We start from the raw sequence: 26,229 nt of genomic DNA, 5'->3' as shown, positions 1-26,229 counted from the left end.
TATCTACAAGCTTAAAATACGTAGTTGTATTGTGCGGCAACTAAGGCGGCATCACCCTGACTAGTGTATTCCCATTCTGCTCCAAGGTTATCAGGCTCTATAAACGTGCGCTCCTTACCTTTAATAATAGTTGCGCCAACATCAATTGTTGAACTATCACTCAATGCATAAGTAGCACCTGCGCTTAACCACACTCTATCGGTATCAGGAATTGAGATAGATAGATGGTTAGGATCGGTTGGTGTTTTGTCGTATGCAATACCCGCACGAAGTGTAGTTTGATCATTTAACTGATAATCACCACCAATTGAATAACGGAAACTATTGGAGAAATTCTCTGTCTTAGAAAATACAGGCGTATCACTTCCTTCAACATAGGCTTCTAGTTGTTTAAAGCTGCCCCACTGTGTCCAATTAATACTGTAATGCAGACCATATTTTTCATTTAATTGATGACTTCCTGAGAACTCTGCCATAGCGGGTAGCTCTAAGTTTAACGAGCCCGGTAATACCGTACCTTCTAAACCACCCAAAGCAGCAGGTAACTCATTACCATAATCCCCTTTAAAAGTAATATCCGTTGAACTACGATAATGAAAACCAAAACGAGAATTCTCATCTAAATCATAAGCTAAACCTACATTCCAACCGTAACCAGTATCATCGCCTTCTAAGTATGCGACTTCTGTGTCACCAACCACACCTAAGGTTGACCCAAAGTTGGCTTGTAAATATAAGGGAAAACCAACACCAGCATGGCGAGTTAATTCTGCTTCTGCATAAATAAAATTAAGACCTGCCGCAATAGTTAGCGCATCATTTACTTTATAAGAGGCGCTAGCATTAAAGTTCACGGTAACAATTTCAGTCTTGCCTGCAATTTGACCTGCAGCATAATCTTCTGGAAAATCAGTTGCTAATCCAAAATGAGAGAACAAACCAAACCCTACTGCAGTCTTGTCATCTATTGGCATCACAAAATAGGTGGCAGGTACTAAAGCGTTAGGAGCAATACTATCATCGTCAATTGCTTCGGCTGATGAGTAAGCAGGGGCGCTTTCACCCTCAAGGCTTACATCAGGAAGTACAAAAGTACCAACAATAGATAACTGGCTTTCAGTAAATTGTGACATCAAGGCTGGGTTACGCGCTACTACAGAAGCGTTCTCTGCAACTGCGGCATCACCAGCAAAAGATCTGCCTAAACCTGAAGCGCTATGTTCAGACAATTGAAATGCAGCAGACAATGCATTCAGTGAAAAAACACTCAAGCCCGCTGTAAGTAAAATGCAATTAAATTTCATGATCTCTCCAATACTATGAACCAAGCATTATTAATCGCTGCGTGGTTACTCAAACAAATTTATAGGTAACTCAGCCGAATTCAGATACAAAAATCGGGCAGCGCATAATATAGACTTGCAGACTAAATACCAGAAAAAGTCACAAAAAATGCATAAAATTCACCAAAAACACCATAACGCAACAAGTATGACCAGTTACATTAACAAATTTAATACAAAGGTATATAAAAATGGCGGATTAGTTGAATTCGCACTTTAATTATAAATGACTTCGATTCACTCTTAACCAATGAGTTAAACACATAAACCCTATTCCAAGGGCTGTTCCTATTAAAGATATCTTACTCCACAAAGCAGACGTAAAAATATGGTTGGGGTTGTCCTCTTGCTGAATGCTACCTGGAATCAACTCTCTAGCAAGAGCCAAATATTCCCATAGTGCCTCTCTTAGGTAGTGTGATTCTAATTTTAAATACCCTACTACATAAAATTCAACTATTAATAATAGTACGACTGGTAATACAGCCCATAAAAAAGGGGCCTTATTGGCATACATAGACGCTAACATTAACCAAGAGAATAGCGGAAACATCCATAAGGCATAAAAAAACAGCCCCGACCACACCGAACTTAAATGACTTAAAATATCGGCATGTCTCCATAACTCCCAGAAAGAGACGTCATACCCAGAACCTAAGATACAACTACCAATCAAAGCGAAGAAAACAAAGATAAAAACAACTGATGTTGCAGCCAACATAAATATAGCAGGCACAACCAACGCCCCAGTCATAAGCTTAACCATGATATTTTGTAAGTCAGATACAGGTAAGGATCGCCAAAAATAGATAGATTGATCTCGTCTCTCATCAAATAGGCAGGTCGTAAAGTAGTAAAGCTGAATCACTAACCCTACTAAAATAAAAGGGGCAAACATTCCCATAATTGTGGCGAGAAAAATTTGAGTAAGCCCATTTATATGAATCAGACTATCTGCATTAGATACGCCCTCTATCACTATGCGTAATTGAGCGCTTTCTAGTAACAGCAATTGAAGTAAAGGCGCAGTAATCATAAAGATACCAATCACTATAGGTACCCAAAATAAGGTTTTCTTAAATTCCCAAAGCTCTTTCCTAAAGGCTATGAAGATTTGCATTAAGTTCATTTGACACCTTCTTGGGTCATAATCCCTACAAATACGTCAGCTAAACTCGGAGAACTCACCTGCCCTATAGATGCCAATGCATCAAGGTCGGCATCATCAAACAGCATACTAGTTAACCCCAGCATATTATTCACACATATTGGGGCGAATGCTTTTGCAGCTGCTAGGTTCTCATTTGTAACCGCTAGTAACTTAAAACGAGAACGAATACCTTCAACACTTTCATTCACAACAATTTGCCCATCTTTAATAAAAGCAACGTCTGTTAGGATATGCTCTATTTCTTCAATTTGATGAGTGGTAATAATGATGCACTTGTCATCATTGTGAAAATCTTCTAACAAATGACTATAGAACTGGCGACGAGTTAGAATGTCTAAACCTAAGGTTGGCTCATCTAACACTAGCACTTTTGCATCTACGGCTAATATTAAAGCTAAATGCAATTGTGTCACCATACCTTTAGATAAGGCTTTTACTGTGGCTGACATGGGAATGTTTGTTTTGGCTAAAAAAGCTAAAGCTTTTTTACCGTCAAAATTAGGGTGCACGCCTTGCATATAAGTTAGAGCCTGACTCACCTTTATCCATTTTGGTAACACCGCAACATCTGCAATATAAGCAACACTCTCTAACATTTTAGTGCGATGTTTAGACGGATTGTGCCCTAATACTCTGATGTCGCCTTTATAACGGGTTAACCCCAGTAATGCCTGTAAGCAAGTTGTTTTCCCTGCTCCATTTGGACCCACCAATCCTAAAATCTGTCCGGCTTCAACATTCAAGTTTATATCTTGAAGCACATGGTTTTTCCGATAAAATTTGTTTAATCCAGAAATAGATATTAAAGGGGACAATAGAAGCGTTCCTCGATGGACTTTAATGATAGTTCAGTTGATGTCTGAACTTCAGGAAATAGTGAGACTAGATGTCATTTTTTTGCATCCAATAATTCTAATATAAAAACTACAACAAAGAACCATAAATGAATCTGGTCTCTCTAGAACAACAAAATTGCAACCAATAGGTCAAATCTTAATGAGAATGGGCATTTTCTGATTTAGAGTTTTTAACTTGAAGCTTTCTAAAATACTGAAACGCTATTAACCCCATCAACACCAAACCACATATTTGGTAAACCCACCCCATCATATCTGAATGCCCTCCATGTACTAACGCTAATTGCCATTCAAAAACGTTTAAAATTTTATCAAAAATAACACCTGATACTAACGCACCGCTAACAATACCTAGTAAATATAAAGCCAATTCTTTTTTCCCCAACTCATTTTTAATCACCATTAAAGTCGCAATATTGGTTGCAGGCCCAGTTAACATAAAGACCAAAGCAGCCCCAGGTGTGATACCTGAAAGCAATAAGCCAACAGCAATGGGTGTAGATGCAGTAGCGCAGACATACATAGGAATTGAAATTAGCACTACTAATAGCATAGTCCCTAGCCCTTGAGCATGCTGGGCAATATAATCTTCAGGCAGGTAGGTAGTAATTAAAGCAGCAAAAAACAATCCGACTAGAAACCATCCCATAAAATCTCTTAATAATTGACCATAACCAAATGTAAAGGCTGCACTAATTTTTTGGATTAAGGTAAGTTGCGTCGATTTAGTTCCACTGCAACAAGAAGAAACAGCTGCTTGGTCTTTTTTATGTGTAGGTGGCTTATTGTCAGTAAACATTGCAATCAGAGTACCGGTGAAAATTGCAGAAAATATTGCAGCAATAGGCCTAGCAATCGCCATTACTGGGCCCATTAATGCATACGTGACGCCAATCGAATCTATACCCGTCTCCGGTGTCGCCACCAAAAAGCTAGCAGTACTTGCTTTAGATGCACCACTTCTTCTAATACCCATAGCTACAGGAATAACTGAACAAGAACACAAAGGAAGAGGGGCACCAATGACAGCAGCATTGACCACTGAACCTTTTTTCCCTAGTGTTTTCTCAATCCAATTTTTTGGAACTAATTGATTAATGACACCCGCAATCAGCATGCCCAACAACAAATAGGGCGCAGACTCAACAAAAAGAAGAATGAAGTTCGACAATAGCTGCACATTACACCTCGCTTTCTAGGGTGGAAATTATTGAACAAAACTCAGCACTTTCTTGACCACCACAACAATATTGCGCTAGCTTCTCTAACGTACTCTGCATGTATTGTAGCTGCATAATTTGCCCCGCAATATCTTTGATTTTTGTATCTGTTATTGACTTTGCTTCAGCACAAACATGTTGGCTTTTGTCATTTTTAATAGCGAGAAGTGATTTGATTTCGGACAAGCTAAATCCACAAGCTTTACTTCTTTTAATAAAGTTAGCGGTAATTAAGTCATCTTGAGTATAAATACGGTAGTTATTGTGGCCTCGACCTGAAGGCTTTAATAACCCAGATTTCTCATAATAACGTAACGTATGCGCATTTAAATTAGATAATTTAGCCAGTTCACTGATCTGCATTTTATATCCGCCTATTGAGTCCAGAAACACTATGATAAACCTTAAACTAACATCTAAGGTCAATAGTGTAATAAACAATAATTACGATCTTTAGTAAATAAAATGGCGTGTGGCTTCAGTCGTAATCTTAGGCTTGATTTTATTTTAGAATTGGACTCCGAAGCGTACACTCCACCTTTAGCCAAAACACAACTTTTATATTAGGAAGACTGTAGATTCTGATAAAAGCCGGTTATGACAGAGGAAGAATGTATTTTTCTATCTTGTTGCTAGAAATAAAACAATTTTATTTTTGTTGAGAAAATTCGACTTAAGATTGAAAAAGCACAATGCTTAAACAGTGAGTATGACTATCAGCGTAGTCCCACCCAAATGCAAAAGTAGGATAGGTATAAAAAGGCCACAATCAATTCAAATTTATTTCATAGACCATTTTTTTAAATCTAGTAAGATAAAAAAACTTTACATTTTCTACTAGTATCAAATTGATGGCTGTTTAACAGAAATGCGTGTTTTTGTTTTAGGCACCAAAAGAAAACTTAAACTAAAGTATCAATCTATTTTGAATCATTATTCTCGAAGAGCTCATGACTTGATGAAAATTTTCACAAAAATTACTTTACTTCAATTGATTAAGGCAGTCGCTTTTATCGTAACCTTAGTGCTTCTCCTTTTTTACGAAAACCTTCCTAAACGCACTATGGCTTTGCATCCAGAGCTAACGAAGAATGTACATGAATCTGTTGATAACATTATTGGCGGAAACTCTGAAATAATTTGGATTGATAAAACTCAGCTTAATTGGGTATGCCATCTTAGAGCTGGCACCCTATATCCATATTGTGGAATTTCCGTATCGTGGTCTAAACCTGCCGCCAAACAATTAGACTTATCTTCATATGGTGCTCTTGAAGTAAAACTAGACTACAAAGGTCCCGCTTCATTTTTGAGAGTTTTTTTACGTAATTATTACCCAGTTCCGGGTATGACGGATATTGTAGGAAAAGCTAAATTTAATAGTTTTTCTACCTTAGCAACAGATTACAGCAAAACTGTCATACTCCCATTTAGTGACCTAAGGGTGGCTGATTGGTGGATTGAAAATAACAAAATACCACCTAAAGAAATAAAAACTGATATAAGTAAAGTTATCGCCATAGGAATTGACATTCCATTCCCAAACAAATTGGGTCGCCATAACTTTCAACTTAAATCGATTACTGCCACAGGTAATTATTTTTCCAAAGAAACCCTATATTTTTCTATTATTTTATTCTGGGCTGTATTTTTAATTTCTGAGAACTTGATACGCCAAACAAAGTTACTGTCAATGATTAAAGTAAGTGACGCCCAGATCAAAGAATTTAGAACAATAAGTGAAATATATCGCGAGAAAGCTGAAAATGACCAGCTAACAGATATTTTAAACCGAGAAGGCTTAAATAGAATTGTAGATGATTTGTATGCAAAAAAATCGCTACATAATTACGCCCTTTTAGTAATAGATTTGGATTTTTTCAAAACCATAAATGATGACTATGGCCATGCTGTAGGCGATAGTGTACTTCAAGAAGTATCTAAAATTTTTAAAGCATGTATACGCTCCTATGACATTGTTGCAAGATGGGGGGGAGAGGAGTTCATTGTTTTATTTCATTGTATTGGCAGCGAGAGTATCGAACCTTTTGCAGAAAAAGTACGTCAAACTATTGAATCAACAAGTTTTGTTGCTGGCACAATTCAAAATGTAACGGTTACCATTGGAGTAACTAAAATTGCTCGATCTGAGCTATTTGAAAATGCTTTTATTCGTGCAGATAGAGCCTTATACCAAGCCAAAGAAACAGGAAGAAATAAGACAATTATCAACTTGTAAAGAATAGCAACAGACTGACGCTTCTTTGCTCACTAAAAACTAAAAGCAATTATATAGGAGAAAAAAATGGACAAATTTATGGCTGCAGCAATAGAAGAAGCACAAAAAGGATTGGAGGAAGGTGGTATCCCAATTGGCTCTGTAATAGTTCACAAGGGAGAAATTATAGGTCGTGGCCATAATCGCCGAGTTCAAAGCGGAAGTCCTATTCTTCATGGAGAAATGGATGCATTAGAAAATGCAGGGCGACAAACAGCTGCCACATATCGAGAATCAACCATTTATACCACTCTATCTCCCTGCTCAATGTGTTCTGGAGCAATTATTTTGTATGGCATTTCAAAAGTAGTTATAGGAGAAAACAGCACATTTATGGGCGAAGAGGCTTTACTCAAGTCTAAAGGCGTATCAGTCACAGTTTTGCAAAATCAACAATGCATAAACTTAATGGAAGCATTTATAAAAGCTAAACCAGAGCTTTGGAACGAAGATATTGGCGAGTAAGGCAATAAATCATTAACCACAAGTAAAAAAACAATAACGTCAAGTAAACAAATAATAACTTAATGTAATAAAACATGAGAATTAAACAGTTTTTTATTGTTATAAATTGTATAAATACATTACGAATGAAGTTTGAAATTTTGAAACTCGCTTTAAATATTGAGCACAACCAAAAAAATGTAAGTTTAAAGCCTTAAATTAGAAAGAATATTACTAGGCATCCACTCTGTAAATCTGGCTTTAAAAAAGCGACAAAAGTTTACAATTGACATTATTGTTTAAACAGCAAAATAACTCCACTCAACACATACGAATTAAAATAATTGGAGTTAGAAAAGAGCAAGAAATTGCACTAGAACAAAGCTTTGCTATTGCTAAGTAAACGGTAATAAATTTAATAGTAAATGAACTCGATCATTCAATTTTTTTAAACCGACATATTATTTGGCTTACCTAGCTTTAACTAGTTCTTATATATTTACACTATAAATTTGAGTGACAAACATGATCAAAAACAAGATCCGTGAACTGCGTTTTTTCGCAGATGAAATGACCCAAAAAGAGTTAGCCGAATTAGTTGGCGTTACTCGGCATACTATTATGGCAATTGAAAAAAGTAAGCACTCACCAACTCTCGAGGTAGCCTTTCAAATTGCAGAAATATTTGGGCAGTCTATTGAAGAAGTATTCGAATATCACAGTAGTTAAAAACGTTCTGTTGATACATTTTACAATACTCAAAGCTGAACGTTTACCATAGTCAAGCATGTTGTTTGTTTTCTATTATATGTTCAAATAAATAATAAAATGTAAATGCTCACACACATTATAAAACACTAAAAATAAGGAAATGCTAAAAATTATATTAGTATGTTAGCATTTACTTAATGTTTGAAATTACCATTTCATTGTTGCCAAAACAATGATTCATTAAGAGCTTTTACAGTATTACTAATCTCTACCTCACTTCAAATCAATAAGGTTAAAGAGAGTTTACGTAAAGCCTAAACGTTCGATTGTAGACACTAGGTATAAGGCTTCCTTGTACTCTAAGTTTGTAGATTTCTTATATGTTCCACAATGTAATTTAAACATTATTACAGTCACTATAATGGCTATATTGTTGTTAAAAATGCATTTGAATAAAGTCTGAAATATAGGCATATCAGACTTCATTTAATGTATCTAGGTTTACAAAATCACAGCTACTTGCAATACGCTAGTTTAGTCAGTTTTTTAGATTATCCTCCTTCCTTTCTACCAAATGAAATAAAACTATTTTGATTACTGACTACCATAGAGCCCGAAATAAAAACTCAATGAGTGGCAAATTTTTGCATTGATTAGATTACGTTTAAGAATGTTTATTTTAGAAGTTTCTAATGATTAAAAAGCCAAAAAACATGTCTGTTTTTTTGGCCTTTTATTTTTAATAAAAGGCAATCACCAAAGAGACAATTAACCTTCATTATCGCCAGTATGCAGAGCATCAACAATAGCTAAACCTTATCCTCACAATTCAGCCAACTCTTAGTAATATCAACCCGTAGCTACTTTTCACTCATCAAGAGTTTAAATCAGCTTATCAAGGCCGTTAATCAATTAGAATTGTTGAGCTATATTGGATGTGTCTCTCAAACCAATAAAGTGACATCACAATGTGAGTGTATACGCTAATACCTAAGCTCTTAGAAATTTTTAATATTGTTTTACTTGCTCAAGTAAGGAGGGTTCTACTTTAGTCGATTTTATGATTTTAACCACAATCGTCGATGTAGTGAGACTTTTGGTATCTCTAATGCTTACTTCTCAGTTGTCTATTTAATGTAATAGTAAGTACATCTCACTGCTGAAATTTTATATTTGGTTTAAATCAATAACCATAAAATTTAATCATTAATTGTTAGCTAGTTTAAATGTTGTTATTTATAATTCTGGCTTTTCCACCTCCCTAATTTGGTAATGTAAAATGCCTAGAAATAAAAAATGGACTATTGAAGACTCAGAAAATTTATACCGTGTAAATCGCTGGGGAGCGGGCTATTTTGAAATTGGCGAGAATGGAAATTTACACGTCACACCAGACCCATCAAATACCGGTATGCGTATCGACTTTAAAGCCGTTTTAGACGAAATAAAACAAGAAGGCATTCAGTTTCCTGTGGTGGTTCGTTTTCACGATATTTTACGCACACAGGTATCTTTACTAAATACTACTTTTCACAATACGATTGCCGAAGCAAACTATCAGGGCCAGTACAGGGGAGTATACCCGGTAAAGGTAAATCAAATGCGTGAAGTAGTAGAGGAAATTGTAGATGCTGGAACCACCTTCCATTATGGTCTAGAAGCAGGATCTAAAGCGGAGCTTCTCACGGCCATGGCGATGAATACCAACCCAGATTCACTAACCATATTGAACGGCTATAAAGATCAAGAGTTTATGCGACTTGCCTTACTTAATTTAAAACTAGGTCGCAAAACTATAGTGGTTATCGAAAAGTTTTCTGAGCTTGTGTTACTGGTAAAAATCGCCAAAGAATTAAATATAAAACCTTTAATAGGTGTTCGTTCTAAAATGACGGTTAAAGGCCGTGGTAAGTGGGAAAGCTCAGGGGGCGACAGAGCAAAGTTTGGCCTTACCATTAGTGAAATAATTGGGGCAGCACGTTACCTAGAAGCACACGACATGACTGAGAGTTTAATTCTGTTGCATTTCCATATCGGAAGCCAACTGACGGATATCCGCGCCGTTAAAGAATCAATAAGTGAGGGGGCGATGATTTATTCAGAACTTCACAAAATGGGCTATAAACTTGAATATGTAGACGTTGGAGGCGGCTTAGGAATTGACTATGACGGCAGCCAGTCAACCAATGACTCATCCCGAAACTACAGTATGCATGAGTATGTGGCTGATATCGTTTATGGTATGCAACAAGTCTGCGATCTAGAAAAAGTCCCCCACCCTACACTTATTAGCGAAAGTGGCAGGGCAATTACCGCTCACCATAGTTGCGTGATAACCCAAGTTGTAGGAGAAATCAAAGCTCACAGCATAGGAATACCTACAGATAAACAAGTTGGAGAGCATGTACTACTGACCGATATTCGTGAGCTTTCAGAATTAATTGAAACACATAATAACCTGCAAGAAATATTTAATGATGCATCTCAATTTAAAGAACAAGCACTCAATGCATTCAAATTAAGAGTCATTTCATTAGAAGAGCTTGCCAAAATCGAAACCTTATACTGGCAAATTATGGAAACTCTTCAAGTCAGGCTAAAGACGGCTGAGTTTATTCCCGAACAAATGCAAGAACTCCCTTTCAATCTGTCGTCTCAATATTTGTGTAACTTTTCGGTGTTCCAATCAGCAGCAGATACCTGGGCGATAGATCAAGTTCTTCCCGTTGTGCCACTAACTCGTATGAACGAAAAACCCACGATTAATTGCTCTTTAGTAGACATTACATGTGACAGTGATGGCAAATTAGATCAATTCATTAGTGACGATGGCATATCTAACGTCATCCCCATGCATACAGTTAAACCAGATGAAGATTATTACGTGGGCCTATTTTTAACGGGCGCTTATCAAGATGTTATGGGAGATATGCATAACCTGTTTGGACGGTTGAATGAAGTACACATATTTAGCTATGACGATGACCCCGAAGACTTCTATATTGAAGAAGTGGTTGCAGGCTCATCGGTGGAAGATGTGTTATCAATTATGCAATACAATCCTCAGTCGATGGCCCAAGGAATTAAAAAACTGATTGATAGCCACGTATCTAAAGGTGAAATGAAGCCAAGAGAAGGGGTTAAGTGGACTGATTTTTACGAAAACTGCCTAAAGGGTTACACCTATCTTAAAACCACAGACTAATTAGTAACAAACCTTAGGTAAGTAGCAAGCATGTTTTGTTATTTACTTGAGACTTTAGTCTCCTACCTTTGCCGTTAATTGAAGACTCTCTAGATGTTCAAAACAGCGAGCCCAAAAATCAGGGGTAAATTCATTGATTAAATTCGATTCAGCGTTCATTAACATCACATAACCCACACCAAACTCTGGCGAAAAAGCCACATCTGCTCGATACCCTTTTACCCACCCTCCGTGGTAATTTAATTTGTGGCCTTTAAACTCATACACTCGCCAGCCCAAACCGTAGTGCGCATCTGATAAATGATTACGCCATTGACGCCTATACAGCTCTTTCTTACTTTTCACTCTTGGTTCGGTGACTTGTTTAATAAGTTCAGGCTTAATTACACTAGGCTCTTCGCCAAGCAGTGCTCGCATCCACACTATCATATCTTCAAGGCTAGCATTTACTCCTGCAGCGGGTGAATACCGGTAATAATCATCTTTTACTGATGTTGAACGCCATTTATTTTTAGAAATTGCTACATGGGGTTTAGCCCATTTCTTAGAAGCCTTTAAAGCTTGCTTACCAACGCTAGCATTTGGCATGCCTAAAGGCTCAATGATTGTCTTAGTTAATGCTTGTTGATAAGAGGTATTTTGATTTGCGAAGTATTCTTCAATGACTGCAAATAGCGTATTTTGGTAGGTATAGCACTTACCTGGTGAGCAGAGAGGCTCAAGGTCAGATAACATATTAAGTACACGTTCTACTGAATAGTTGGCTTCAATGAGGTTATCGTAAGCATTAGGAGTGTACCCACTAGACTGGCCAATAACATGCTGCAATAACAACGGACTATTAGCGCTCTGAGAAAAAGGATAGTCAGGCACCAAACTCACAACAGGCATTTGCCAACTAAGTTGTTTTTGCTCAACATACTTAGCCATTAGCATCGAGGTAAAGGTTTTTGAGACAGACGCCAACCTAAACACAGTATCAATATCAATTGCAGCGCCTGATTTACTTTCGTTTCCATACAAAACAACCGAGGCAGGCCCTCCTTTTTCTATATATGCAAAAGCATAACCTGGCAGGTTCTTTACCTTAGCTTTACGCTCAATATCAGCAGCATATTCTGCCAACCATTGATCAGCCGACCAAGCAGGGCTGCTAAGCCCAATGGCAACAAGACATAAACATACGAGCCTAAACATTATATAACCAAGTAAAAAACATAACCCTCTTCACGTAACCTTACAATTCATAACAACAATACGTTAATACATAAACAACATTTGTATTGTCTCATTATCCTCTGACTCTTATCCGTGAATCAACCTACTTCGGCATCTTAGTTGTTACAATTAATACAAAATAGAATTTACATTCAGTTCCGATTTTATCGCATTTGCAACAAAAAAATCATTACAATAACAACTCAAGTCTTGATTAAGAGCCCTATGCAAACCAGTATTTATCAGCAAGCAAGAATCACCCGAGACCCTAGGTTTGATGGGGTGTTTTTTATTGCAGTTAAAACCACGCATATTTTTTGCCGACCTATATGCCCAGCAAACTTGCCCCATGAAAAAAACGTAGAATATTTTCAACACGCACAACAAGCTATGAGCCAAGGTTACAGGCCCTGTTTACGATGTAGGCCAGATAGTGCGCCACAGTCATATGCTTGGAAAGGGGTCGAAACTACCGTGCATAGAGCCATGAAGCTCCTTAGAGAGCATCATGATTTAACGATCAATGATATCACGTTAAAATTGGGGATTTCTGATCGTTATTTACGACAATTATTTGAAAAACATTTAGGGCTAACACCGAAACAATACCAAATATTTAATAGAATTTTGTTTTCAAAAAAGTTATTGCATGAAACTGCTATGGACATAGAAACTGTGGCCCATGCTAGCGGTTTTGCAAGCTCTCGACGTTTGCAACACAACTTCAAAAAAATCACTGGTTTAAGCCCCCTTCAAGTTAGAAAAAAAAAGATTAACCAAAATCAATACCTTTCGCTAAAACTACACTTTAGGCCACCGTTTAACTGGCATTATATACAAGCATTTTTACAAAAAAGGGCGATCTCTGGCGTTGAGATTGTTGAAACGAATTGTTACTCAAGAACCTTTTCAATTGAAGGCTGTAAAGGTTGGTTTGCTGCAACCTATCAGCCAGGCAAAAACTATCTGTTACTAGAGATAAACTTAACTAAGATTGAGCACTTAAGTCTATTACTAAGCAATATCGAAAGAGTATTCGACCTTAATGCAGACATTCTGCAGATTCAAAAACAGTTGATAAAAAGTGGTATTCCTAAGAATAGAATTACTGATGGAATACGCTTACCTGGTGTATGGGATACATTTGAAGCTGGTCTACGAGGGATTCTCGGTCAACAAATATCCGTTAAAGGGGCTATTTCGTTATTATCTTTGCTAACTCAGACTTTAGGTGAAAAGGTAGCTGACAAATATTACTTTCCAACACCTCAAGCCATCATTGATAGTAACCTAGAATTTTTAAAAATCCCCATGAGCCGTAAGCAAACCATACGAGACTTTTGTGAGTACTACTCTTGTCACCCAAACCACTCTCCCGATGAATGGATAAAAATCAAGGGAATTGGTCCCTGGACAATTGCTTACGCAAAAATGCGCGGTCTATCTGAACCCAACATATGGTTGCAAACAGACCTCATTATAAAAAAACAACTCGACAAATATAAAATAGATTCAGCTCTATCTTCACCTTGGCGCAGTTATTTGACTTTTCAACTTTGGAATATGGCATGACTGAACAAAGGTTTACCGAATACCTAAAAACCACTTTAGGGGTATTAGAGATACATGCCGATAATATAGGTATAACAGCCATTGGCTTTGTGACAACTCTAAAATACACCACAAAAGGGAACCTGCACACAAAACAGGCCGCAATACAGCTCACTGAATATTTAGCTGGAAACAGAACACACTTTACATTGAGCCTAAATCCCAAAGGCACTGAGTTCCAACAACAAGTATGGACCCAACTATTAAAAATACCCTTTGGCCAGACATGTAGTTATGGAAGCATCGCTCAAAAAATTAATAACCCTAAAGCGGTGAGAGCAGTTGGAGCAGCGAATGGGCGCAACCCTATTACTATTGTTGTGCCATGCCACCGAGTTATTGGTAGCAATGGTAAACTTACAGGATATGCTTGGGGAACCGAAATAAAATCAGCGTTGTTAACCTTAGAAAAGAATCTACAACCTTAACCTTAGGTGTCACCCAAATAAAGTACAAGACAAGGCAGCTATATTTTCGTTATGCTAAAACCGTTGACTTCTTGCTTCGCACTCGACCAATAACCTAATGCCCCATGCCCCATCAAAAGGAAAGGTAGCTATGCCCTTTAAATATTTTTGTGAGCTCGTTTTACTATCAGCATTGTGGGGCGGGTCATTTTTATTTATGCGAACCACAGTTGAAGATTTTGGCCCCGTAATGTTAGTGACACTCAGGGTTGGTATAGCAAGTTTAGTATTACTCCCTCTACTATTCTTTAAAAAATTAGGTCGAGAATTAATAGAGAACTGGCGCCCAATCATGTTTATTGGTATCACCAATAATGCTATTCCGTACTTTTTATTTAGCTATAGTACCCTTTATTTAAGCGCAGGGTACGCATCGATACTAAATGCTACAACTCCAATGTTTGTAGCTATCATCGCATTTATCTGGTTAAAAGATAAATTAGCTCCAATAGCATTTATAGGTTTAGTCATAGGTTTTTTAGGGGTGTTTGTGCTTAGCATGGCAAAGCTTGCACTCCAAAGTGATAATACATTTCAAGCTATAGTGGCTGCACTTATTGCCACATTTTTCTATGGCCTTGCAGCGTGTTTTACAAAGCGTTCATTGCAAGGAGTCAGGCCTTTAACGATAGCATCAGGCAGCCTATTATTTGCTACAGTATTTTTAGTTCCTGTTAGCTTATTTTACTTGCCATCGAGTAGCCCTAGCTTAGACAGCTGGTTTAGTGTCTTGATATTGGGAGCGTGTTCAACTGGCTTTGCAGCTTTGTTGTTTTTCAGGTTAATTGCAAATGTAGGTGCCTATAAAGCAATTACAGTGACTTACCTTGTCCCTGTATTTGGCATTATTTGGGGCATGATTTTCTTAAGGGAACAACTAACACTTAATATGTTTATCGGCGCGGCTATGGTGTTATTTGGCGTAGCACTCACAACAGGCGTTTTCAAAAAAAGAATGGCTGCATAATTAGGATGACTCAATCAACTTGGTTCTAACTAAATTACGACCATCTCTTTTAGCCAAAAATAAAGCATCGTCAGCAGCTGCGATAACTTCAGACATGCTCCGTGTTATGGCAGTATAAGAAATACCAAAACTAGCAGTGATCTGAATTGATGTAGTACCGGTGGTAATAGTCATTCCTGCTAATTTTTCACACAATTTTTGACATAACTCCGCAGCTTCATGAGGCCCTGTTTCTGGTAACAATAGAATGAATTCTTGACCACCCCAACGACCTAATATGTCGGAATCTCTCACTTCATTATGTAACATACTCGCAATTTGTCGTAATACAATGTCACCCGCTTTTCTGCCATGAGTATCATTGATTGGCTTGAAATTGTCCAAATCAATCAATACTAGGCTCACCGGCTTATTTTCATACATCACTTCTTCAAACTTCAAAGTTAAATGACTTCGATTCGGTAACTCTGTGAGAATATCTATTTGCTTATTTTTTTGCATATCCTTTTTGAAATAGTACAAAAGATTGTATATCAAAATAAACAAACCAAAAATGATAGCTAACAAAGTCACTATGCTAATTATAAACCCTCGACTGATCTCGGTTTGTCTCGCTTGTAGCGGTGTTATAATATACATAGTCCAATCAAATGGTTGAATATTGAGTTCTGCAATTAGCGCTTCTTGCCCATTGATAGGTAACAATAGGTTATTCAAAGAAGATTCTTGTTGTTGAGGCGTTAAATCTGTAAACCAAGGAAGCTCAGTTAGGTTTTTAAAGGTTACTCCTTTGATCAGTAACTCCGGATCGGAAGTGAGAGTAATATCTTTATTTTGGTCAACAAAAATAAAGTCATAACCGTAGGTTTTTTTATACTGGCTAAACACCTCAGTAAACCCTTTAAGGCTTTTTCCTACGCCAAACACCCCTAGAAAATTATCATTCTCATCATATATTTTTAAGTCAATATAAAATTGCGGATTTTGCCATTGCCCAATATCAGCCATGGCATCCTCTGGCTGTGCTTTATATCTGAAGTACCAATCTACTTCTCCCTCAACTAAGTCTATCAGCTGCCTTTCTGAGTTGTACTGTTTACGACTCATTTCACTGGCAATGAAAAAGTTCAAATTGAACTCTCTATGCAGCCTTTCTAGGGTTAAAAATATTTGTTCTTCGTTTTGTTCTGGTTGTTTCATTAGCTCTATCAACTCTTTTGCTTTCGCCAACGTTTGAGCAATATGCAAAGGCTGCATAAGTTGTTCAACGACCAGTTGAAAGGCGGGGGAGTTAGACTGTTGTTGAACACGGCTTTGCTCAGCAACAATCTTTGAAATACTAATGTGGGTTAGAGTGACAATGGCGATAACTACTACAGCAAACAGTAGTAAAAAACTTCTATGTAAAGTGCGGAAAATATTCACGGTAGCCTTGTTCCATTTAAAGTTTCAATCATTGATACTATTTGTAATGATAACCGAAAAGTGCCTTTTGAGTAATTAAAGGTAATGATTATTTTTATTGTAGCGGTACTTGGGTTGCTTTGCTTATATTCACTGATTCACAAAAAAACCTTTGAGCTACTGACACTATGTTAGCTTAGAAGTAGAATAACTTTATCATTAAGGTCAACAGAACCAATACTTATAGGAAGATATATGGAATTTTCGGTAGTTGTTTTAGCTGCAGGCAAAGGCACCAGAATGAAATCCAGCCTACCAAAGGTGTTACACCCTATTGGTGGCAAACCTATGGTGCAACATATTATTGATACGGTTAACGACTTAGGCGCGGCCAATATTCATTTAATTTATGGCCACGGAGCTGAGCAACTTAAAGCCCAACTAAGCCATAACCAGCTATCTTGGTGTTTACAAGCAGAACAGCTAGGCACAGGTCATGCTGTACAACAAGCAGCACCACATATATCAGATGACGAAGATGTATTAATTTTAGTGGGCGATGCTCCACTTATAAAAACGAGTACTCTACAACAGCTTATCAGTATTAAAAAAAACGCCGATCTAGCCTTGTTGACAGTGCACTTAGAAGACCCAACAGGCATGGGCAGAATTATTCGAGAAGGTGAACAAGTCACCGCAATCGTTGAGCATAAAGATGCCAGCGAAACACAAAAACAAATAACAGAAATCAATACCGGCATGATGATCATGGCAGGCATTGATTTAAAACGTTGGTTAGGAAATTTAGACAGTAATAATGCTCAAGGCGAGTTTTATCTCACTGATGTTATCGCCATGGCTGCCGCAGAGGGCAAAACCATAAAAGCTTCACATCCCAGCTCGGCCATTGAGGTTGAAGGCATTAATAATCGAATGCAACTGGCCAATATCGAACGAGCCTTTCAATTTGACCAAGCACAACAAATTATGGCTAAAGGGGTAAGCTTAGCTGATCCTCATAGATTTGATTTACGAGGCGAGTTAACCGTTGGACAAGACATTAATATCGATATTAATACAGTTATTAAAGGTAAGGTATCCATAAGCTCAAATGTCAATATTGGCCCCAATTGTGTACTCATTGATTGCGATATTGAAGAGGGGGCAACTGTTGAAGCAAACTCTATAATCGAGCAAGCACAAGTCGGTAAAAACTGTAACGTAGGGCCTTTTGCAAGATTACGACCAGGTGCAGTAATGGCTGAAAAGTCCAAAGTAGGTAATTTTGTGGAAATGAAAAAAACCACTTTAGGAAAGGGCTCAAAAGCGAATCATTTTACTTACCTTGGAGATACACAAGTAGGCGAAGGCGCAAATATTGGTGCTGGCACAATCACTTGTAATTACGACGGCGTAAATAAATTTAAAACCATTATTGGAGACGGTGCATTTATAGGCTCTAACAGCTCTTTAGTCGCCCCAGCAAATATTGGTAAAAACGCAACAGTTGGTGCAGGCTCAGTCATAACCAAAGAAGTAGCGGATAATGAGTTAGCCCTTTCAAGAGCTAAACAAAGAAACCTTAATAATTGGGAAAGGCCAGTTAAAAAATAACGAATAAATAAAACCATCATGCCTAGGTTTGCCTTTAAAGGTTAACCTAGAAATTTATATTCTAATCGTTATTTACTAATAGCCCAATCTACCACTGAACACACTTCCTCACCATAACCACACCTAATTTCAATAATAGGCTAATTTTCCAATCGGTTTAGCTGGTTCGCCAAACTACTATCGATATCGACCTAATAGTTTTAAAGAAAGAAGAACAACGTCAAATCAGACAAGTAAAAAATCTATAACTAAAGAGGTTTGTTGATAAGTTGGCATATAGAAGATAAAAAAATGCCGCTTGTTAATGAGCGGCATTTTATTTAATAGTTAAAAGATTAATCTAAACCTAGTAGATTATTAGTCTTCTACAACAGTTGCTTCAGCAGAGCTCGAATACGTTGAGCTCAAATCATCACCTTCAGCAAACATCTCAAAGTCTTCAGATAGAACTGCAGTACCTGTATCGTCTGCGATAACAATATCATCAGCTAACAACTCTTTTGCTGACTCTTTCGATGAGCTACCAATACGTATTTGATACGTTTCTGTCGCTGTACCTGTATTGATTGCAAGGTAAGGCCCGAAGAATGTTGCGCCACCATCAATTGAAACCGAGTAACCTGTTGCAGTCCATTCAATGACCGCATCAATCTCAGTGTCATCAGCATACGTTAAGCCCTCTATGGTTTGCTGAGATTTTGCAGCATCACGATACTTAACCGCGCCATTACTAAAGACAAGTTCACCCGTTAGGTTATCTGAAGAAGCAGAACCACCGTAAATACTAATATAAGCGGTATTATCTTCATCAACGCCGTCTGTAGCGGTAAAGCCAGATATAGCTTGTATCTTAATGGTTGCAGAAATAGAACCTTCAGCAAGTGCATCCGTTGTTAAACGTAATTCAGCATCAGCATCAGTGGTTGTATCTGCCATTCTTGCTACATTGTTCGCACCAGTCGCAACAACTATAGTTCCAGAAATTGTAATTGCTAACTCGGCGGTAGTACCGTCAAGAGATTCAATAGTGAAAGTATCTATCTCACGCTCACCAACAATAAGTTCGGCAATAGTGGCATTGTTAGAATCAAGACTATAAGTCCATGAACCATCTTCTAAAATGTCTAGCGTACCATATGTACCCATTAACATTGACTCAACAATAAATGCCTCGCCTTCATTTTGGTCAAATACACTTACCATTCCGGTTAACGCAGTTGTCTCATCACTGCTAATTGACCCGGTCAGATTTTGGAATATAGCTGGCGTAGCCTCAACTGTGCCATCACCTACATCATACACTGCAACCTCAGAGTAGATAGCTAAGCTATAGATGCTGCCGGTTCCATCTAACGTATCGCCTTCATCATAGCTCTCAAAGTCATCTTCAAACACGCTTACAGTACCAGCGGTATCAGAAAACACTTCAATGTTATCAACATAGTAAGAACCAAAAAGAATGGTTCTGTCATTGTCACCAAACCTGAATTGGATTGACTGAATTCCATCTAAAAACCACTGGTCTAAACCGGTGAAATCTGTATCAACAACAGCAGCGGTTGAGAACGAACCGCCACCAATTACTTCACCGTCAATGGTTACTGTAATTTGCTCAGTTGCGTCTAAATCCCAAGCAATTTCTACATCATAGAATTGATTTTCAACAAATGGTGCTGTGATCATGTCACCTGGATAAGCGTCACTATCTGTATTTCGAACAAAGAAGCGCGGGGCAATTGGGTTGCCCTCACCGTCAGTCTGATTGCCTTGAATACGTAGGTCGATTAACGACTCACTAGAGCTACCTGAACTACCGTAAAGAGTAATATATGCATCCTTTACGTTTCCATCACTAGCAAGGGCATCTTCTTTAGCGAAAGAAGCGCTTAGTTTACCTTGACGCAAATTATCAACATCAAAACGAATTTCACCTGTATCACCACCAATATCGGTAATCTTAGCTACTTGTGTTAGCGCTGCGACACGCACTTCAACTTCTGCTGTTGTACCATCAATAGATGCAACAGTCACAGAGTCATTAACTGAACTCCCTAACTCAAGAGCAGCAACCGTTTCATTAGCTACATCGACTGTATATGACCAACTTCCGTCAGCTTCAATACTAAAAGTACCATAATCCAAAGCAACATCAGCTTGAATAATAAATGCATCTTCTTCAAAGTTAGGGTCAACAATTGTAAGCGCACCAGTTAGAGGGTCAGTGGCAGTATTATTAACAACTCCACTAACGGTGCCTTCAATAATGGCAGCAACGGGGTCATTGTTGTAACCAACTGCAGAGCCAATTACGTCAAGTAGGCTTGAGTCAACTTCTGCGGCAACTACTGAAGTTGTTTCTAGGTTTTCTTGAGCGGTTTCAAATGCGGTTAGTGTTGCTTCAGAATAACTACCATCATCTGATAAATCAGCCACAAGCTCAGATAAAATTGCTGCCATATCGCTGTCAGCATCATCTGCGTCTAATTGAGAAATAAGAGCCAGTACAGAACCATATCTGTCTGCATCTTCAGCGCCATCTGCGCCAAGTGCATCTACGCCAACAATAGTAGGAAATGTTTCAGAAGTATCAAAACGAATACCAAAGCGGGCATTAATAATGTCAGCTTCGTCAGAATACGTCGTAAGATCATCCGCAGCTGCCAGAACTGCCATTTCAGTTAAAGGAGACACAATGTAGTCAGGAGCTACAATTGAGTTATCAATCTCTTCACTTGAGTCAGTATCAGGAACATCTTCAATTACTTCAACCACAGCTCTTAATGATGGAGCGTCTAAAGTCTCACCAGTAGACTCATCAATGTAAGTACCACCAACACATGAAATTAATCCTGTTCCTGTAAAATGCACATCTACAAAAGAAACGGCACCACTTGCATCAGAAGTAGATGAAGCTTGAATACTTGAATCTGCTACACCGCTATCATCTACTGAGACGATATCACAGCTAGCACCACTTACAGGCCCTTTAACAACAAAAGCAGATACATCTAAAGTTGGAAGTATTTCAGTAGTATCGGCACCAATGGCTTGGTAAAAACCTGCCGCGTCTGTATATAAAGCAGAGGCAGTTAAGATAGATCCTTCGTCTTCTTCAGTAATCGTATACGAAGTACCTGTTGCAACAGTTACACCGGAACTTCTTGTCCATGAATAACTAACAGAGTCATCCACGATGCCATCTGGGTCAGTTAGAGTTAATGATAATGTAGTGCCAGCGATGAAATCGCTACCCACAATCTCAATGGCTCCGTTACTATTACCTTGTAACTTAGCCTCGTCGTCTCCACACCCAACTAAGGCTGTTGCTACAACTATAGGTATTAGTGATTTCTTAAACATGCTTTCTACTCCCGAAAGTTTTACTTATAAAATGGTGCTGCATAGCAAACCAACTGGTAAATGTATCTATAGCGCAAACCAAATTGGTATGACAGAAAAGCGAACCTTTGGTATTACCAATATATTTAACTTAGTGAGATACATTGATTATGAAACCATAAATTTTCCAATCTTACTAGCCAATTTTAACGTATTTATACATTTTTTTTACAAACTATCTTATTACTGGTAACTTATCGACTTCCTTTGGTTAGTGGGCGCAGCAGTGATATCCTCCTTTTGTGTAATACCAATTTACAGGCAACGCCATGACCAATTGGAATGGGTTAATATTATTTACACACTTACCAACTCATTTAGTTAGGTAGCAAGGCTTAAGTTAAATTTTTTAAAGGTTGAATTATGTTTTTACAAAAACCTGCTGTAATCCCATCATTATTTTCTTTAATAATGTGTTGTACAACAATAGCTAACGAAAAACATACACTTAATGCAGCACTTCCTCCTGGACATAATTTTGAGCTACTAGACTGGAATATCAGCCTGCCTATTGATACCAATAAAGATGGCCAAGTCGATATTATCCCCGCGGTTTATTTAGAAAAAGGATTTGAATACAAACCCTATTTTTATACGGCTGATGACGGCGGTATGGTTTTTACTGCATTTGTTGAAGGTGTAAAAACCTCTAAAAATACGAAATACACACGCAGCGAATTACGAGAAATGTTAAGAAGAGGTGACAACTCAGTTAACGTCAAAGGTGTCACTAAAAACAATTGGGTATTTAGTAGTGTGAGGGGCCAAACCCAAAGGCAAGCGGGAGGCGTTGACGGTACCCTCAAAGCTACCGTTGCAGTCAACAATGTCACTGTAACCGGCGAGACTACGCAAGTTGGCCGCGTCATTATTGGGCAAATTCATGCTAAAGATGATGAACCAGCGAGACTGTACTATCGTAAGCTACCCAATAATACTAAGGGAGTGATTTACCTAGCACACGAGCCACGCAAAGGTAACGAACAGTACTACGAATTCAATGGCTCTAGAGCCAGCAATATAGAAGACCCAATAGATGGTATCGCCCTTAATGAAAGGTTCAGTTATGTAATTGATGTGAAAGGAAACACCTTAACTGTTTCTCTTATTCGAGAAGGCAAAGAAGATATTACTCACGTCATCGACATGACAGACAGTGGTTATCACAAGCGTGATCAATACATGTACTTCAAAGCTGGAGTCTATAATCAAAACAACTCAGGTAACCCTAAAGATTATGTTCAAGCGACATTCTACCGTTTAGAAAATAGCCATACAGGTTACAACTATTAACCTAGCTCATTAAATGTAAACTTATGTAGTAAAAATAGAGGTGTATTACACCGACTAGAATCTAAGGTTTACTGCAAACTCTGCATGCATAGACCTACTACCTATAAATAACAAAAGAGTTTAGGTACAAAACCTCATACTTACATTTCGAAAGAAATACTTGAAATTCGAAAGATAATAACTAAAATTGATTTCAAATCGAAACTTTATTTGATGCGAAATGCAAAAGCGTAATACCCAACAAAGACGAAGAGCCATAATTGAACGCCTGAATAATGAAGGTGAAGTCTCTGTTGATGAGCTTTCAAAAGTATTTTCTACCTCAGAAGTCACGATCCGTAAGGACTTAGCCGAACTAGAGAACAATGGCTTGTTATTACGAAAGTTTGGCGGTGCCGTATTATTACCCAAAGAATCTTCCGAGTTATCTAACGAAACAGTTTCGACTCGAAAGATAGCAATAGCAAAACTAGCCGCGACCTTAATTAAAGATCATAACCGAATCATCATTGACAGCGGCAGCACCACCTCAGCACTCATACCTGAGTTAAAAAATAAACTAGGTTTAGTGGTGATGACTAACTCATTGCATGTGGCAACGTCAGTCTTAGAGAGAGAAAACGAACCTAAAGTACTCATGACAGGCGGCACATGGGATAGCCAATCTCATTCATTTCAAGGGCAAATGGCCGAGCAAATGTTAAAAGCATACAACTTTGATCAAGCTTTTTTAGGGGCGGCAGGTATCGACATTGAAAGAGGTACCACAACCTTTAACGAGCTCACCCACCTTAGTCGTGTTATGGCAGAAGTATCAAACCAAATTATCGTTTTAGCAGAATCAGAAAAATTACAACGTAAAATTCCCAATGTGGAATTACCTTGGCAATCAATTTCGGTGCTCGTCACCGACGACAAGATTGATGCAACAACCAAACAGACAATTGAACAATACGGCGTGAACGTTATGTGCGCCTCAACTCAATGAACACGGAGCAAATTTATGTGTGGAATAGTCGGCGCAATCGCAGAAAGAAACGTAGTACCCATTCTATTAGAAGGTTTAAGACGCCTTGAATACAGAGGTTACGACTCAGCTGGCGTAGCAATACTTGACGGCCAAGGTAACCTGCAACGGACCCGTAAAATAGGCAAAGTAAAAGAACTTGCTGACGCACTACAACACCACCCAATAAAAGGGTTTACAGGCATTGCCCATACTCGTTGGGCTACTCATGGCGGCGTAACCGAAGCCAACGCTCACCCACACTTTTCAAGCGAACGTATAGCGGTAGTGCACAATGGCATCATTGAAAACTACGAGAGCCTACGTACAGACCTAACAGAAAAAGGGTATGGGTTCACATCTGATACCGATACCGAAACCATCGCCCACCAAGTGCATTTTGAATTAGACAACTGCGACGACTTGCTAACAGCCGTTCAAAATGCTGTTAAAAAATTCCATGGCGCGTACGGCACCGTTATTCTAGATACGAATGACCCAGACCGAGTCATTGTAGCCCGCTCAGGCAGCCCACTAGTTATTGGCCTTGGCTTAGGTGAAAACTTTATCGCCTCTGACCAAATGGCATTATTCCCCGTGACCCGCCGCTTTATGTTTTTAGAAGAAGGTGACGTAGCCGAGATTACACGCACCAGTATTCAAGTATTTGATAGTGCAGGCCAACCAGTCGAGCGTGAAATTAAAGAATCAAACTTAGAACACGATGCTGGCGATAAAGCCGGATATCGTCACTACATGCTAAAAGAGATTCACGAACAACCCACGGTTATTCGTAACACGCTTAGTGGCCGCCTACATGATAATGACATCAGCCCCAATATATTTGGTCATGGCGCAGACGAAATACTCGCCAACGTTAAACACGTCCAAATAATAGCCTGTGGAACCAGTTACCACTCAGGTATGACAGCAAGATACTGGCTAGAGCAATATGCTAATGTATCGTGTAACGTCGAAATTGCCTCAGAATTTAGATACAGAAAATCTTTTGTACACCCCAACAGCTTAATTGTGACCATTTCACAGTCTGGCGAAACCGCCGACACCCTAGCTGCGCTGCGCTTAGCCAAAGAACAAGGCTACGCCGCAAGTTTAACCATATGTAATGTACCCGGTTCATCATTGGTGCGCGAATCAGACCTCGCATTTATGACCTTAGCGGGGGCTGAAATAGGCGTAGCCTCAACCAAAGCATTTACTACCCAATTAACCGGTTTTTTAATGCTAACGATGGCACTTGGTAAGCACAACAACATGGCCCAAGAAGACCACCAATATATAGTTAAAGCCCTACACAGCCTGCCTGCAAAACTCGAAGAAACCCTACAACTGACGGACGGCATCAAAGCCCTAGCAGAAGAATTTGCAGACATGAATCACAGTCTATTTTTAGGTCGAGGCGACCAATACCCCATTGCGATGGAAGGCGCACTCAAGCTCAAAGAAATTTCATATATACACGCCGAAGCCTACGCATCAGGCGAGCTAAAGCACGGCCCATTAGCCTTAATAGACGACGAAATGCCAGTAATAGTCGTCGCCCCTAATAATGAGTTACTTGAAAAACTAAAATCTAACGTCGAAGAAGTTCGCGCCAGAGGCGGCATAATGTACGTATTCGCCGACAAAGAAGCCAACTTCAAAAGTGACGACACCATGCGCGTAATCAACGTACCCCACTGTAATGAAGCCATAGCCCCCATCGTCTACACCCTACCCCTACAGCTACTGTCATACTACGTAGCAGTAATAAAAGGTACAGATGTAGACCAACCCAGAAACCTCGCAAAATCAGTCACAGTCGAATAATTCATTTAGATTTAATGCTTGTTTGAGAAAAGACGCGAAAGCGTCTTTTTTTATGGCAATGCCTAAAGGTAGTTGCTTCGTACTCTAAGCTTGGCTGCGCCAGTTAGACACTTCACTTAGCCTAATTCACTTCGAGTTTGACAAGACATCTCGGCAACTGCACCCTGCATTACTCTACCTTTCATTATTGA

General features: G+C 38.6%; 19 protein-coding genes. 11 read left to right on the top strand and 8 right to left on the bottom strand.

Annotation, left to right across the window (positions count from 1 at the left end):
* Positions 1–11: 11 nt before the first annotated feature.
* The 5 genes from ABJD71_RS00850 to zntR all read right to left on the bottom strand — a co-directional run bounded on the left by ABJD71_RS00850 (position 12) and on the right by zntR (position 4,954).
* Positions 12–1,304 carry an outer membrane protein transport protein gene (locus tag ABJD71_RS00850; protein ID WP_348163109.1) on the bottom strand — a complete coding sequence of 431 codons (1,293 nt, stop codon included), beginning with the start codon at positions 1,302–1,304 and terminating at the stop codon, positions 12–14.
* 259 nt (positions 1,305–1,563) lie between these two features.
* Complete coding sequence (locus ABJD71_RS00845; protein WP_348163106.1) at positions 1,564–2,472, bottom strand: hypothetical protein; 909 nt, start codon at positions 2,470–2,472, stop codon at positions 1,564–1,566.
* Entirely contained in the window at positions 2,469–3,329 is an 861-nt protein-coding gene (locus ABJD71_RS00840) for an ABC transporter ATP-binding protein (RefSeq protein WP_348163103.1), read from the bottom strand. The genes ABJD71_RS00845 and ABJD71_RS00840 overlap by 4 nt, the downstream gene beginning before the upstream one ends.
* Before the next feature lie 178 nt (positions 3,330–3,507).
* Positions 3,508–4,551, bottom strand: a complete 1,044-nt coding sequence (locus ABJD71_RS00835; RefSeq protein WP_348163100.1) for an SO_0444 family Cu/Zn efflux transporter — start codon at positions 4,549–4,551, stop codon at positions 3,508–3,510.
* Position 4,552: 1 nt separating this feature from the next.
* Positions 4,553–4,954, bottom strand: coding sequence for a Zn(2+)-responsive transcriptional regulator (zntR, locus tag ABJD71_RS00830; protein ID WP_348163097.1), 402 nt, complete (start codon positions 4,952–4,954; stop codon positions 4,553–4,555).
* A 595-nt stretch (positions 4,955–5,549) separates the two neighbouring features.
* On the opposite strand from zntR, the gene ABJD71_RS00825 reads away from it, so the two are divergent.
* From ABJD71_RS00825 to speA, 4 genes are all read left to right on the top strand, one after another.
* Positions 5,550–6,830: a diguanylate cyclase gene (locus ABJD71_RS00825; RefSeq protein WP_348163094.1), complete on the top strand. Its 1,281-nt coding sequence runs from the start codon at positions 5,550–5,552 to the stop codon at positions 6,828–6,830.
* A gap of 66 nt (positions 6,831–6,896) precedes the next feature.
* Positions 6,897–7,334, top strand: coding sequence for a nucleoside deaminase (locus ABJD71_RS00820; RefSeq protein WP_348163091.1), 438 nt, complete (start codon positions 6,897–6,899; stop codon positions 7,332–7,334).
* A 495-nt stretch (positions 7,335–7,829) separates the two neighbouring features.
* Positions 7,830–8,042, top strand: a complete 213-nt coding sequence (locus ABJD71_RS00815) for a helix-turn-helix transcriptional regulator (RefSeq protein ID WP_348163088.1) — start codon at positions 7,830–7,832, stop codon at positions 8,040–8,042.
* Between the two features lie 1,261 nt (positions 8,043–9,303).
* Positions 9,304–11,229, top strand: a complete 1,926-nt coding sequence (gene speA / locus ABJD71_RS00810) for a biosynthetic arginine decarboxylase (RefSeq protein ID WP_348163085.1) — start codon at positions 9,304–9,306, stop codon at positions 11,227–11,229.
* Positions 11,230–11,283: 54 nt separating this feature from the next.
* Here the strand turns inward: speA and ABJD71_RS00805 are convergent, their stop codons facing one another.
* Positions 11,284–12,426, bottom strand: a complete 1,143-nt coding sequence (locus ABJD71_RS00805; protein ID WP_348163082.1) for a serine hydrolase domain-containing protein — start codon at positions 12,424–12,426, stop codon at positions 11,284–11,286.
* A gap of 246 nt (positions 12,427–12,672) precedes the next feature.
* On the opposite strand from ABJD71_RS00805, the gene ABJD71_RS00800 reads away from it, so the two are divergent.
* From ABJD71_RS00800 to ABJD71_RS00790, 3 genes are all read left to right on the top strand, one after another.
* Positions 12,673–14,019, top strand: coding sequence for an AlkA N-terminal domain-containing protein (locus tag ABJD71_RS00800; RefSeq protein WP_348163079.1), 1,347 nt, complete (start codon positions 12,673–12,675; stop codon positions 14,017–14,019).
* Positions 14,016–14,486, top strand: coding sequence for a methylated-DNA--[protein]-cysteine S-methyltransferase (locus ABJD71_RS00795; protein WP_348163076.1), 471 nt, complete (start codon positions 14,016–14,018; stop codon positions 14,484–14,486). Before ABJD71_RS00800 ends, ABJD71_RS00795 begins: the two co-directional genes overlap by 4 nt.
* Positions 14,487–14,616: 130 nt before the next feature.
* Positions 14,617–15,492: a DMT family transporter gene (locus ABJD71_RS00790; RefSeq protein ID WP_348163073.1), complete on the top strand. Its 876-nt coding sequence runs from the start codon at positions 14,617–14,619 to the stop codon at positions 15,490–15,492.
* On the opposite strand, the gene ABJD71_RS00785 is transcribed toward ABJD71_RS00790, so the two are convergent.
* A complete protein-coding gene (locus ABJD71_RS00785) occupies positions 15,493–16,917 on the bottom strand; it encodes a diguanylate cyclase (protein WP_348163070.1) in 1,425 nt (474 codons plus the stop codon).
* Positions 16,918–17,151: 234 nt separating this feature from the next.
* Between ABJD71_RS00785 and glmU the strand changes: the two genes are divergently transcribed.
* Complete coding sequence (glmU, locus tag ABJD71_RS00780; protein ID WP_348163067.1) at positions 17,152–18,510, top strand: bifunctional UDP-N-acetylglucosamine diphosphorylase/glucosamine-1-phosphate N-acetyltransferase GlmU; 1,359 nt, start codon at positions 17,152–17,154, stop codon at positions 18,508–18,510.
* A 357-nt stretch (positions 18,511–18,867) separates the two neighbouring features.
* On the opposite strand, the gene ABJD71_RS00775 is transcribed toward glmU, so the two are convergent.
* Entirely contained in the window at positions 18,868–21,870 is a 3,003-nt protein-coding gene (locus tag ABJD71_RS00775; protein ID WP_348163064.1) for a VCBS domain-containing protein, read from the bottom strand.
* Between the two features lie 402 nt (positions 21,871–22,272).
* On the opposite strand from ABJD71_RS00775, the gene ABJD71_RS00770 reads away from it, so the two are divergent.
* The 3 genes from ABJD71_RS00770 (at position 22,273) to glmS (ending at position 26,038) form a co-directional block, all read left to right on the top strand.
* Entirely contained in the window at positions 22,273–23,202 is a 930-nt protein-coding gene (locus ABJD71_RS00770) for a polysaccharide lyase family 7 protein (RefSeq protein ID WP_348163061.1), read from the top strand.
* Between the two features lie 220 nt (positions 23,203–23,422).
* Positions 23,423–24,190 carry a DeoR/GlpR family DNA-binding transcription regulator gene (locus ABJD71_RS00765; protein WP_348163058.1) on the top strand — a complete coding sequence of 256 codons (768 nt, stop codon included), beginning with the start codon at positions 23,423–23,425 and terminating at the stop codon, positions 24,188–24,190.
* A gap of 15 nt (positions 24,191–24,205) precedes the next feature.
* A complete protein-coding gene (gene glmS / locus ABJD71_RS00760) occupies positions 24,206–26,038 on the top strand; it encodes a glutamine--fructose-6-phosphate transaminase (isomerizing) (protein ID WP_348163055.1) in 1,833 nt (610 codons plus the stop codon).
* Positions 26,039–26,229 lie beyond the last annotated feature (191 nt).

Source organism: Paraglaciecola sp. (assembly GCF_039943935.1).
Classification (GTDB): Bacteria; Pseudomonadota; Gammaproteobacteria; order Enterobacterales; family Alteromonadaceae; genus Paraglaciecola.
This window is presented reverse-complemented; position numbering and strand designations above follow the sequence as displayed.